Raw genomic sequence first — 12,042 nt, 5'->3', positions numbered from 1 at the left:
ACCCGCTACCCCGTCGGCGGGTTGCAAAACAGGGCGTCGGCGACGGCGGCCGCGCCGCAGATCGCCGCGACGAGGAGCGTGGACGCCGTCGGGACCGGGAGTGTCGATCCCAGGACGAGCGCACACAGGAAGGCGAGCGGGATGGCGAGCAGCGTCAGATCGTATCGCGAGGGCGAGTCCGGCGGCGCGAGCGGGAGGGGTCTCGTTCGACCGTCGGTGCGTCCGTTTCCGGCACCCGTGCCGATCGCCACGTCGATCACCTCCTCGAACGTGGCTAGCCCGATCCTCCCACTAAAAACTTACTTCAGATACCGACGGGTGCCATAGAGTGGTTCTGCCGTGATTTCCCCCATTATCTCCGTGGGTTCTCCGAATAATATGGACGAATTCGATACGGCGGTCGATCCGAGCGGCCCCCACAGTCCGGGCCGACGAACGTCGGGACCGGGCAGGGTTGACGGTGTTTCTCTAGTGAAACGAAGGAAGAAACTTAACCGGAACGGAGTCCTCCGGGGAGGTATGCGAGTTCTCGTCACCGGGGCGACCGGCTTCGTCGGAGGACGCCTCGTCCCCGCCCTCGTCGAGGCGGGCCACGACGTCGTCGCCCTCGTCCGCGACCCCGGCCGGTACGACGCTCCCCCGGACGTCGAGGTCCGGGCGGGCGACCTGCTCGAACCCGGGAGCTTCGAGGCCGCCCTCGGCGGGATCGACGCCGCCTACTACCTGGTCCACTCGATGCACGCCGGGAAGGACTATGCCGAGCGCGACCGCCGCGCCGCCCACAACTTCGCGAAGGCCGCCGACGAACACGGGATCGACCGGGTGGTCTACCTCGGCGGGCTCGGCGAGGAGCGCGACCGCCTCTCCGAACACCTCCAGTCGCGCCGCGAGGTCGAGTACGTCCTCTCGAACCACGAGTTCGACCTGACGACGCTCCGCGCGGCGGTCATCATCGGCGACGGGAGCGCCTCCTTCGAGGTGGTCCGACAGCTCGGCAAGCGCCTCCCGATCATGATCACGCCGAAGTGGGTCCGCACGGAGTGCCAGCCGGTCGCCATCGACGACGTGATCGCCTACCTGGTCGGCGTTCTCGACGAGGAGTCGACCCGAAACGACACCTTCGAGATCGGCGGCCCGGAGGTGCTCACCTACGAGGAGCTCATCGAGCGGACGGCCCGGGCTACCGGCCGGCGCGAGCCGTACGTCCTCCCGGTGCCGGTGCTGACGCCGAAGCTCTCGGCCTACTGGCTGGGCCTGGTGACGAACGTCCCCACGAGCGTCGCCCACCCGCTCATCCTCGGGCTGAAGAACGCGGTGATCGTCAGCGACCACCGCATCGAGGAGCTGGTACCCGTCGAGCTCACGCCGTTCGACGAGGCGGTCCGGCGGGCGCTCGGCGAGGACGCGGTCTCGCCCGAGGCGACCGGCGAGAGCGACGGGAGCGGAGGGGACGACGAGGACGAGGGCGGAGCGGTTCCGGAGGACCGGGCGAAGGTGCCGTAGATGGGCGGGACGCCCGAGTACGCCGAACCCCCCGAGTACGGCGAGACGTGGGTGTACGAGAGCATCGTCGGGGCCCTCCCGGGGATCGATCTGTCCCGACCGGTGGCCGTGGGCATCCAGCTCGGCTTCTTCGAGGTGGCGGTCCTCGCGCTGGCGTGGTACTACGACCTCCGGGCGGCGGCGGTCGCCGGGACCGTCGCCGTCCTCGTCGCGGCCGTCGGGAGCGTCGAGATGCTCCGCATCGCCTCGCTCGCCCGCTCGGCGGCGGTTCCCGGATCGTACCGCCGGCTCCTGTTCGGGTCGAGCGTCGAGGTCGTGCTCGCCGTCCTCGCCTACATCGCGCTCGTCACGCACCTGTTCGTCTTCGATCCCCGACAGTCGGGAACGCCGCTGATCGAGTCGCTGTTCGGCCCCGAACCGCCCGTCGTGGTGGTCTACCTCACGCTGCTCGTGCTCTGGGACGTCTGTTACCGGATCGGCACGGGCTGGTGGGCGTCGGTGGTGGCGCTCTGGCGGTCGGCCCGCTTTCGGTTCGACGCGGGGACGGTGCGGACGCTACGTCGTGCTGACGTCGAGACGATGGGTTTCGGCCTCGTCCAGCTCCTCTTCGTCCCGTTCCTCCTCGACCACCCGGTCCTGCTCGTGGCGCTGGTCGGGCACGTCCTCGCCGTGACTGCGGTCACGGGGCTCTCCGTCGTGCTGTTACACCGGCGGGAGAACGGGAGCGATCCCGGCGACCCGGAAGTCAGCGCGAGGACTTGATCCGCTTGAACTGGTCGAGGAGCGCCTCTGCCGACTCCCCCGAGTCGTACTCGATCGTCCCCTGGTAGTTCGTCCGCTCGTCGTCGAAGTCGGCGTCGACCTGGCTCGCCTTCTGCTCCCGGCGTTCGTGCTCGTCCTCGTCATAGGCACCCATTGACATGGTAACTACACACAACTTGCGTAACCCTGCTATTCAATCTATCGGAGGGGTTCAGCGTCGCCGAACTGAAACGATGATCCGTCGCAACGGGTAAATCCCCGGGGGCAGTACGGACACCGTGGCTGGTCCCCTCCGTTTCCGGCGCTCTCACGGGTCGTGGTCGCGCGACCGCGTGGACAGAGAGCTCTATCGCCCGCTCGACACGAACCTCGGTGCGGCCACCGAGTCGCCCTGGTTCGCCCCGCCCGCGGGGTACGAGGCCGTCCGCTTCGAGATGCACAACGGGGACTTCGCGCTGTTCTGCTGGGACGACGACGGCGCGTACTGGCTCGGCAACACCGAGACGCCGGAGGCGCTCTGGCGCACCGACAAGGAGACGTTCGAGGAGGCACCCTACCCCGTCACGCGGTGGGCACAGCGCGAACTGCTCGCGCGGATGGAGACGACCGACCCCTGGCTCACCGACTACGAGTACGTGGCCTGGTTCTTCCTCCCCGTCTTCTGTTCGAAGGACGGCCGGAACACCACGCGGGAGTTCTTCCGCGAGCACACCGCGGGCTTCCCCGACGCGACGCGCGGGGAGGCGCTCTCGTTCGTCGACGACCTGCTCGCGACCGGGTGTCTCGACCCCTACCGCTACGAGATGGCCTCCAAGCTCGGGACCAGCGCGGGGACCGACCTCACGCGGATGGCCGCGACGATGGGCGAGTTCATCGTCGCCAAACTGCTCTTCGACGCGGGCGTCGAGTTCGTCCCCGAGGTCGAACTCGACAGCGGCCACGCGCTCGACTTCCGCGTCGACGGCCAGCACCTCGTAGAGGTGACCCGGCCGCTCCCCCCCACGCGGCGCTCGCGGGCCGACACCGCCGTCGCCGCCGTCAGGCAGACCGGCCAGTCGAAGACCCGTGCCCAGCTCGACAAACACCCCGGCACGACACTCGTCATCGACTGCTCGTCGTTCCGCGACGACGAGTGGGCCGCCGTCGCCGCCGAGCGACCCGACGTCGGCTACCGACCTACCGTGGTATTCCGCGCCCGACCCGACGGCTCGGTCGAGGGCTACCGGATCGGGACGGTCCCGTTCGACCTCTCGGGAGCCATCGACTGGGTCGGGGATTAGCGCGGCCGACCGAAGGGAGGCCGCGGGAACCCGAACGGCGAGCGGGGAGTGAAACGGCCCGCGAGCAGCGCGAGCGAGCCCTCGAACCGAGCGGGGAGAAGCGTAGCGACGACCCGCGAGGAGTGAGAGGCCGACCGGAGTCCTCATGAGCGCCAGCGAACGAGAACGTTGACGGGCGAGCGAAGCGCGGCCGACCGAAGGGAGGCCTCGGAAACGGAAACACGAGCGGTGAACGAAGTGAGCCGCGAGCAGCAGGGTGATTCGAGCGAAGTGAATCCGCCTGAGGGAGGCCTCTACTAGCCGAACGGCGAGGAACCGAAGCGAGGACCACCTCCATTCGAGCGGGGAGCGAAGACCCACGAGGCGTAGCGAGGCTGACCGAAAGGAAGCCTCCATCTGAGCGGCGAACGAAGTGAACCGTGCGCCGCGAGAGGGGTCAGATCACTCGGACTCCGGCTCGCGGTCCCGGTCGACCGCGCGGTCGGGCTCCGGTTCTGGCTCGGGGACGCCCGCGCCGTTCGAGCCGTTCTCGAGCGCGCTCACCTCCGCGAGGATCTCGTCGATGTCGTCGAGACCGAGCATCTCGCGGGTCTCGGTGTCGAACTGCAGGCTCTCGATCGGGTCCGAGTCGGCCCGGATCTCGCTTCCGGTGAGGTGCTTGCCGTAGCGGCCGACGAGCGAGGTGAGCTCCTGGGGGAGGACGAACGTGGTCGACTCGCTCTGACCGATCTCCGCGAGCGTCTCCATCCCCTTGTCGACGATCGCGCGCTCGCCCATCGACTCGGCGGACTTCGCCCGGAGGACCGTCGAGATGGCGTCCCCCTGCGCCTCGAGGATCTGGGACTGCTTCTCACCCTGGGCCCGGACGACGTTCGACTGCTTGTCACCCTCCGCCCGCTCGATGGCCGACCGGCGCTCGCCCTGGGCCTCGAGGATCATGGCGCGGCGACGGCGCTCGGCGGCCGTCTGCTGTTCCATCGCCGACTGGACGTCCATCGAGGGCTTGACCTCCCGGACCTCGACGCTCTCGACGCGGATTCCCCACTCGTTGGTCGGGCCGTCGATCTGCTCGCGGATGCGGCGGTTGATCTCGTCGCGGCGCGAGAGCGTCTCGTCGAGCTCCATGTCGCCGAGTACCGCCCGGAGCGTCGTCTGGGCGAGCGCGAGCGTCGCGCGCCGGTAGTCGTCGACCTCGAGGAACGCTCGCTCGGCGTCCATCACCCGGATGTAGACGACCGCGTCCGCCGTGACGGGCGAGTTGTCCTGCGTGATCGCCTCCTGGCGCGGGACGTCCAGCGTCTCCGTCCGCATGTCGTACGGGTAAGTGCGGGAGACGAACGGCGGGACGAAGTGGATCCCGGGGTCGAGGATACCCTGGAGGTCGCCGAACACCGTCAGCGCGCGCTTCTCGTAGGCCTGGACGATCTCGACGCTGTCGCTGACGACGACCACCGCGAGCGAGAGGAGCACGAGGCCGGCGATCGTCGCCGGGTTGATGCTGACGAGGCCGAGCGCGAACCCGAGCACGACCGCGACGCCGAGGACCAGGAGGAGGGTGTTCCGCGTCGAGCGGCGCTGTGCCTCGGAGGCCATCGAGGAGTCGTCGCCCTCGATGTCCCCACCGCTATTCGGGCCGCGGCTACCGCCGTCGCTCCCCTCCCTGTCGGCCGAACCGCTCTCCAGCTCCTCGACGAGACGGCCGAGCTGGTAGAAGACGCCGTCGCGGTCGCGGCCTGACATACCCTCACTCAGGGAAGGCACGGCTTAACGCTTGTGCGGAACCGGACCCTCGTGTCCCGGCCCAAGCCACAGGCACTTTCACCCCGCCGGAGGACGACCCCTCCCGTGAGCGAAGCCACCGTGTTCGACCGCATGGGCGGTCACGAGGCGGTCGAGAGCGTCGTCGACGAGTTCTACGACCGCGTGCTGAACGACGAACGGGTCCTCCACCACTTCGAGGGGACGGACACGACCGCGCTACGTGCCCACCAGGTGCAGTTCATCTCGGCGGTGACGGGCGGTCCGGTCGAGTACACCGGGCTGGACATGCGCGAGGCCCACCGCGGGATGGGTATCACCGACGAGGAGTTCGACGTCGTCGCGGAGCACCTCGACCGTGCGCTGGCCGAGAACGGCGTGTCCGGGGCGGACCGCGAACGGGTCCTCACCGAAGTCGAGAGCCTGCGTCCCGAGATCGTCGAGGACGAACGGGAGTAGACGGCGTACCTCCGGACGGCACAACTCGACGACCGAAACGGGGAAGCCGGCTTCGCGCGGGAACGGAAGCGAGCGCCGGGGCCGCGAGTCACCCGAGGCGGCTCCGCAGGGTCTCGGCGGTCGACTCGCCGATCCCATGGACGGCCCGCAGTTCGCCGGTCGAGGCCGCGCGGATCCCGTCGACGCTCCCGAACCGCCGGAGGAGCCGCCTCCGGAGCTCGGGCCCCACACCAGGCACGTCGTCGAGCGCCGTCTTCACCTCGTCCCGTACCTGCTGGTGGTAGGCGACCGCGAACCGGTGGGCCTCGTCGCGGACCCGCTGGAGCAGGTGGAGGTGAGCCGCGTCGTCCGGCCAGTCGTACGTCCCGTCGGGCGTGACGACGAGCTCGCGCTCCTTCGCCAGCGCTACTACTGGTATCACCCACCCGACCTCCGCGAGTGCGTCCATCGCCGCCCGCAACTGACCCTCGCCGCCGTCGATCAACAGGAGGTCAGGATCCGACCGGTCGTCGCGCCCCTCGACGGCCCGCAGCGCCCGCCACCGGACGAGCTGGCGCATGTTCGCGTAGTCGTCGTTCTCGTCCGTGAGTCGCTTGCGCCGGTAGCCGCTCTTCTCCGCGGAGCCGCCGACGAAACGGACGTTCGATCCGACGGCCGCCCGCCCCTGCGCGTGGCTCACGTCGAACCCTTCGATGCGCTCCGGCCGGCGGGCGAGCGAGAGGGCGTCCCGGAGCGCGGCGGCCGCGTCGCCCGCACCCGTCCGTCGGCGGGCGTTCTTGAGCGCGAGTTCCACGAGGGTCGCCTCCCGCCCCGCGCCCGGCACCCGCACCGCGACACCCTCGCCTTCGAGCCACTCGATCACCTCCCGGTCGTCGGGCCGCTCGGCGAGGAGGACGGCGTCGGGCAGGTCGCGCTCGGCGTAGTACTGGGTCAGGAACGCCGAGAGCACCTCCGCGACCCGACCGCCGTCGGCGTCCGACGGGGAGTCGGCGTCCAGTTTCACCCGGTGTCGCTCGCGATCGACCAGCTTCCCGTCGGCGCTGTGGAGCCGAGCGACCGTCGCGCTGTCGCCCTCGACGGCCGCCGCGAGGACGTCGACCGCCCGCTCGTCGCGCGAGACCACCGCTTCCGCGCCGCCGCCGTGGAACGACTCGACCGCCTCGAGTCGGTCCCGGAGGTTCGCCGCCCGCTCGAACTCCTCGTTCTGCGCTGCGCGCTCCATCTCCCGGCGGAGCGGGTCGGCCAGGACGCCCGTCTCCCCACCGAGGAACCGCCGGACGCTCTCGACGTCCGCGAGGTAGTCCTCCTCGCCGATCTCCCCCGTGCAGGGCGCGGTGCAGAGCCCCATCTCGAAGTCGAGACACGGCCGCTCCCGGCCCGAGAACTTGTGGTCCGAACACCCCCGTATCCCGTAGGCCTCCCGGAGCGCCTTCACCACCGTCTCGGTAGTCGAGACGCTCGTGTACGGCCCGAACACCGTCGCACCCTCGTTCGGGTCGCGCGTCACCTGGATGCGCGGGGCGGGGTGGTCGGTCAGCTGGACCATCGGGTATGACTTGTCGTCCTTCAGGCGGACGTTGTAGCGTGGCTGGTGCCGTTTTATCAGGTTGGCCTCCAGCAACAGCGCCTGCGTCTCCGTGTCCGTCACCGAGAACTCGATCCGGTCGGCGCGGTCGAGCATCCGCCGGATCCGCTCGCCGCGCGGGTCCGCGTACGACCGGACCCGGGACCTGATGTCGACCGCCTTGCCCACGTAGAGGACGGTCCCGTCGCCGTCCTCGAACTGGTAGACGCCCGGCTCGCGGGGGAGGTCGCTCGCCCGCTCGCGGACCGCGTCCCGATTCACGTCCGTAGTTGGTCGCGGACGGAAAAGAGGGTGACGCGTCGGGCCGGGGCGGATCGACCGGATCAGTCCTGGTCGGGCTCGGACGGGTCGACCGCCGCACCACCCCGGGCCGCTCCCCGCCACCACGACGGCCACCACCGGGGTCGGACGTGGCTGTGCAGGGCGGTCCGGAGCCGGTCCGCGCGTTCCGGGTGGGCCATCGCCATCACCCCGACGACGAGCACGGCGCTCGAGGACGCGCCCGTAATGGCGCTCGCGAGCAGCCAGTTGAGTTCGAGGCCGTACCGCTGGAGGGCGAACGGCGAGAACAGCTGGATCCCTCCGGTCAGGAGGTCGGCGGTGAGGTGCGAGCCGTAGCCGATCGCGCCCGCGCGCCACTCCCCGATCAGGTACGCGAGCCCGACGAACAGCGCCATCGCCAGCAGCGAGTGGGTGATGCCGCGGTGGACGAAGACCGACTCCCAGAGGTAGCCGTTCGTGGGGAGCGAGAGCGCGCCGAACAGGTAGCGGTCGAGGTCGGGGACGCCCGCGAACAGGAGCGCCACCAGGTACGGTTCGACCCGCCGGGTCCGGAGCAGGACCATCACGAGCGCGGGCCCGAGCAGGACGTGGACGCCGTCTGCGACCATCAGTTCGTCACCACCGGGTGCCCGCTTCTCTCGCGCCACGCGGTCGACCGACCGCGGTCACTCCGACGCGCTCGATGCATAGGTGTGCGAAGCCCCCTCCCGCCATAACCGCCCGCCGTGAATCGTGAGGCGAGTTCACAGCGGACGGGATCCGTGTTCCAACAGTTCCACGTCGGGATAATAAACACTGACCCGGAGCAGGCAAGCCCCCGGAGAGTCGGGCGATAGCGGCGTTAATCCCCGGCCGCCGACGGCTCCGCACGCACCTCGCCGACGTAGCCGAGGAAGTCGTCGAACACGCGCTTGGTCTCGGCGGCCCGCGTGAAGTTCGGCTCCGTCACGTCCGCGAGCACCGCCGAGAGCTGGTCGTCGCTCACGTAGTCCGTGTCCTCCTTGCCCTCGGCGACCGACCGGGCGGTGTCGAGGTCGTACTCGGGGTGTGACTGCATCCCGAAGACGCGGCCCTTCCGGAACCCGTGGACCCCGTACTCGTTCTCGGCCGTGAGCGTCGCTCCCGGCGGGAGTTCGGTGACGGCGTCCGAGTGACTGGTGAAGACGTAGAAGGAATCGTCGAGGTTCGCGTGAACGGGGTCCTCGCGTCCCGCGTCGGTCCGCTCGACGGTCCGGTAGCCGAGCTCGTACTCACCCATGTCCTCGACGGTCCCCCCGAGGACGTCCGCGAGGAGCTGGTGGCCGAAGCAGATGCCGAGCGCCGGGATCCCCCGGTCGATGGCCTCCGTCAGCCACTCGCGGGTCTCCGGGAGCCAGGGTTCGTCCCAGTAGACCGACGAGGCCGACCCGCTGACGACGAAGCCGTCGTAGTCGAAGCCGACGGGGTAGTTCTCCTCGGTGAGCGTGAACTCGGCGACGTCGGCGTCGAGTTCGCGACGGAAGTTGCGTCGGGTGTGGTGTATGCTGTGGGAGGCGTTCAGCAGGGCGAGCCGCGGGCGATCGCTCATGTCACCCCGTTTGTACGGGGGTGGTGTTACGGGTTTCGGCACGGGAGAGGTTTGCACGGTAGCCCGTCATCGCCGGGCGTGGACCGCGTCGAGGTCCTCGACGGTCGGGGCGTTCACCACCGTCACCGTCTCGTCCCGTCGGACGACGCGGAAGGCGTCGGCGTAGGGGCCGGATTCGATCACGTAGACCCCGTCACCGCGCTCGGCCGCCCCGTGCTCGTCGAGCACCGCCCGGTAGCCGTCGGAGAACTCCCGTGCGTCCGCCGGGCTGTCCCAGGTGGACCGCCACACGTAACCGTCCTCGCCGTCGGCCCCGCGGTAGGGGACGACCGTGTCCCCGCCCCACCCGGCCGAGAGGCGCTGGCTGTAGTTGTACGTCGAGTGGCTCTCGGGGACGACGCCGTTCGCCCGGAAGGTCGCGTAGATCGTCGCCTCCCCGAGGGTGTCAGTCTCCCGTTCCAGGTCGAACCGCTCGTAGCCCTCGCCCGACCGATCGGGGACCGGAACCACGATGGGCTGCTCGTCTGGGTACGCCTCAGGGTGGATGACCTGTTCGGTGCTCACGGGGAACGCATCGTAAGCGTCGTTGACGGCCGCCCACCCGCCCCGTTCGCGGAGCGCGCGGACGAAGTCCGGGCCGGCGGCGTAGGGGGCGTAGACCGTCAGGAACACGCCGCGGTTGAACGACTCGCCCGGGCCGCCGGCCGCGCGGTCGGGTCGGGGGAGGCAGTCCCACCGCGAGCCACACCGGGCCTCGTACTCGGCCTCGACGGTGTTGGCGTCGCCCTCGACGAGGCCGTCCTCGGCGAGGTCGAGGTCCTGCGTTCCGCTCTCGCCCCCGAACGAGAGGTGCTGGTCCTGGAGCGCGTGGACGAGCTCGTGGGCGAGGGTCGCCCGGTCGAGCGTCGGCGTCTCGGCGTCGCTCACGACCACGATGCGGTCCTGACGGGGCGAGTAGAACCCCGCGACCGACGAGGAGAGCACGGTGTCGAACGCCTCCGAGACGGGCGTCTCCTCGCCGACCAGGAACGCCGCCTCCCACACCTGGTCGTTCCAGCGGCCGTACGCCTCGCCACCCTCGTCCGAACCCCTCCCGGCACGGCGGTCGCGGTACTCCTGGCGGGAGATCACCTCGACGGGGACCGGCTCCACGAACTCCAGCCCACGGATCAGTTCGACCCGGGCCATCGTCCGGGCGACCACCGCCTCGCGTTCGCTCGCGTTGAGCCCGTCGCTCGCGGTCACCGACAGCGGATCGGTGGCGGCGTAGCCGCCCTCGCGTCCGAGTTCCTCCCCGAGACCGCCCCGGTCGGCGACGAACGGCGAGCCGAACGTACACCCCGAGAGGACCACCAGTAGCGCGAGGGCGAGTGCGGGGAGACGGGCCGGATGGCGGATCACGACGCGTGCACCTCGGGGAGCGCCTCGACGGTCGGCGCGTTCACCACCGTCACCGTCTCGTTTCGCCGAACGACGCGGAAGGCGTCGCCGAACGTCCCGTTCCCCGTGTGGTAGGTGCCCGGGGCGACCTCGCGGGCACCGTGCCGGACGAGGAGCATCGCCCGGTAGGACCGCTGGAACTCCTGGGCCTCCGTCCCGTTCTCCCAGACGGTCCGCCAGACGTACGCCATCTCACCCTCACCCCCGGCATCGGCGTCAGGATCTCTCGTCTCCTCGTACACGACGAGCGTGTCGCCGTCCCACCCGGCCGAGCGGGGGTGTTCGTAGTCGGTGCTGACGGAGTCGTCCCCGCGCGGGACGAGCCCGTTCGCCCAGAACATGACGTGGATACCGCCCTCGCCCATGGTATCGTTACCGATGTGGGTCCAGTTCGATCCCGACCGGTTGGGGACAGTCACGTTCACCGGCCGCTCGTCGGGATACGCCCCGGGGTGGATGACCTGCTCGCTCGCCCGCGGCGGGTCGGCGTACGCCTCGTTCACGGCCGTCCAGTTCCCACTCCTCTCCCGGAGCGCCTCGACGAACGCCGGGCCGGTCGCGTACGGCTGGACGAACGCGAGGTAGACCCCCGGGTGGCGGGCGATGGCACCCGCATCCGAACTCGGGCGGGGGCGCGACAGGCACGACCACTCCCCGGTACACCGCTCGCGGTAGGCCCGCTCGACGGCTACCGGGTCGCCCTCGGTCAGTCCCTGCGTGCCGACACGGGCGTCGAACGTCTCCCCCCGGTCGACGCCGCCGAACTGCTGATCCTGGAGGGCGTGGACGAGTTCGTGCGCGAGCGTCCCCGTGTCGACCCGAGGGCTCGCGTCGTCGCTCACGAGGACGATCCGGTCGTCGGCGTAGTAGCCGACGACGCCGCCCCCGAACACCGATTCGATGGCCCCGGTCGCGTTCTCGTCCTCGCCGACGAGGAACAGCGCCTCCCAGAACGCCTCCGTGACCCGCGGGTCGCGGCGTTCGACGAACCGCACGTTCCGCTCGCGGAACGTCTCCCGGGAGACGACCTCGGCGGCGACCGGCTCCTCGAACTCCAGCCCGCGGATCAGTTCGACCCGGGCCATCGTCCGGGCGACGGTGGCGTTCAGCTCCGTGGCGTTCAGCCCGTCGCTCGCGTTCACGGGGAGCGGGTCGGTGGCCGCGTAGCCGGCCTCCCAGCCGAGGCGGTCGGCCGCGGGAGTCGCGCTCGCCGGACTCCTCTCGGTGGTGGTGGAGGGAGTAGAGCCGCCCGGCGTGGCCGGGGCGGCGGTCGCCTCGCCGGGCGTTCGAGATGGCGTCGCCGTCCCGGTCGGCCCGACGAGCCCGTTACACCCCGACAGGATGCAGAGCGCGGCGAGCACGACCGCTCCGTATCGGGTGGGGCATATGGAACTCATCGCCCACAC

At 70.2% G+C, this 12,042-nt stretch carries 12 protein-coding genes; 4 read left to right on the top strand and 8 right to left on the bottom strand.

Translation table 11 applies throughout. The features are described from left to right. Positions 1 to 5: 5 nt before the first annotated feature. Complete coding sequence (locus tag WDJ58_RS05100) at positions 6 to 251, bottom strand: hypothetical protein (RefSeq protein WP_338916554.1); 246 nt, start codon at positions 249 to 251, stop codon at positions 6 to 8. A gap of 268 nt (positions 252 to 519) precedes the next feature. On the opposite strand from WDJ58_RS05100, the gene WDJ58_RS05095 reads away from it, so the two are divergent. After that, the gene (locus WDJ58_RS05095) at positions 520 to 1,503 is read left to right on the top strand and encodes an NAD(P)H-binding protein (RefSeq protein ID WP_338916553.1); all 984 of its coding nucleotides are present in this window, start codon (positions 520 to 522) and stop codon (positions 1,501 to 1,503) included. Then, positions 1,504 to 2,265: a DUF7530 family protein gene (locus tag WDJ58_RS05090; RefSeq protein ID WP_338916552.1), complete on the top strand. Its 762-nt coding sequence runs from the start codon at positions 1,504 to 1,506 to the stop codon at positions 2,263 to 2,265. On the opposite strand, the gene WDJ58_RS05085 is transcribed toward WDJ58_RS05090, so the two are convergent. Further along, positions 2,249 to 2,425, bottom strand: a complete 177-nt coding sequence (locus WDJ58_RS05085) for a DUF5786 family protein (protein WP_338916551.1) — start codon at positions 2,423 to 2,425, stop codon at positions 2,249 to 2,251. The genes WDJ58_RS05090 and WDJ58_RS05085 overlap by 17 nt on opposite strands. A gap of 118 nt (positions 2,426 to 2,543) precedes the next feature. On the opposite strand from WDJ58_RS05085, the gene WDJ58_RS05080 reads away from it, so the two are divergent. Beyond that, positions 2,544 to 3,545, top strand: coding sequence for a DUF5784 family protein (locus WDJ58_RS05080; RefSeq protein ID WP_338916550.1), 1,002 nt, complete (start codon positions 2,544 to 2,546; stop codon positions 3,543 to 3,545). A gap of 441 nt (positions 3,546 to 3,986) precedes the next feature. On the opposite strand, the gene WDJ58_RS05075 is transcribed toward WDJ58_RS05080, so the two are convergent. Further along, the gene (locus WDJ58_RS05075; RefSeq protein WP_380661566.1) at positions 3,987 to 5,138 is read right to left on the bottom strand and encodes an SPFH domain-containing protein; all 1,152 of its coding nucleotides are present in this window, start codon (positions 5,136 to 5,138) and stop codon (positions 3,987 to 3,989) included. Between the two features lie 252 nt (positions 5,139 to 5,390). Between WDJ58_RS05075 and WDJ58_RS05070 the strand changes: the two genes are divergently transcribed. After that, on the top strand, positions 5,391 to 5,762 hold the full coding sequence (locus tag WDJ58_RS05070; protein WP_338916549.1) for a group I truncated hemoglobin: 372 nt from the start codon (positions 5,391 to 5,393) through the stop codon (positions 5,760 to 5,762). Positions 5,763 to 5,850: 88 nt separating this feature from the next. Here WDJ58_RS05070 and WDJ58_RS05065 read toward each other — a convergent pair whose 3' ends face one another. The 5 genes from WDJ58_RS05065 to WDJ58_RS05045 form a co-directional block, all read right to left on the bottom strand. Next, the gene (locus WDJ58_RS05065) at positions 5,851 to 7,608 is read right to left on the bottom strand and encodes an excinuclease ABC subunit C (protein ID WP_338916548.1); all 1,758 of its coding nucleotides are present in this window, start codon (positions 7,606 to 7,608) and stop codon (positions 5,851 to 5,853) included. Positions 7,609 to 7,670: 62 nt separating this feature from the next. Then, positions 7,671 to 8,237, bottom strand: a complete 567-nt coding sequence (locus WDJ58_RS05060; RefSeq protein ID WP_338916547.1) for a metal-dependent hydrolase — start codon at positions 8,235 to 8,237, stop codon at positions 7,671 to 7,673. A 233-nt stretch (positions 8,238 to 8,470) separates the two neighbouring features. Next, entirely contained in the window at positions 8,471 to 9,196 is a 726-nt protein-coding gene (locus WDJ58_RS05055; protein WP_338916546.1) for a type 1 glutamine amidotransferase, read from the bottom strand. Positions 9,197 to 9,262: 66 nt separating this feature from the next. After that, the gene (locus tag WDJ58_RS05050; RefSeq protein ID WP_338916545.1) at positions 9,263 to 10,597 is read right to left on the bottom strand and encodes an Hvo_1808 family surface protein; all 1,335 of its coding nucleotides are present in this window, start codon (positions 10,595 to 10,597) and stop codon (positions 9,263 to 9,265) included. Then, the gene (locus WDJ58_RS05045) at positions 10,594 to 12,033 is read right to left on the bottom strand and encodes an Hvo_1808 family surface protein (protein ID WP_338916543.1); all 1,440 of its coding nucleotides are present in this window, start codon (positions 12,031 to 12,033) and stop codon (positions 10,594 to 10,596) included. Before WDJ58_RS05045 ends, WDJ58_RS05050 begins: the two co-directional genes overlap by 4 nt. Between the last annotated feature and the right edge of the window lie 9 nt (positions 12,034 to 12,042).

The organism is Salinirubellus litoreus (assembly GCF_037335815.1).
GTDB classification, from domain to species: Archaea; Halobacteriota; Halobacteria; order Halobacteriales; family Haloarculaceae; genus Salinirubellus; species Salinirubellus litoreus.
Note: the sequence above shows the minus strand (reverse complement) of the source record. Positions and strands in the feature narration are given on the sequence as shown.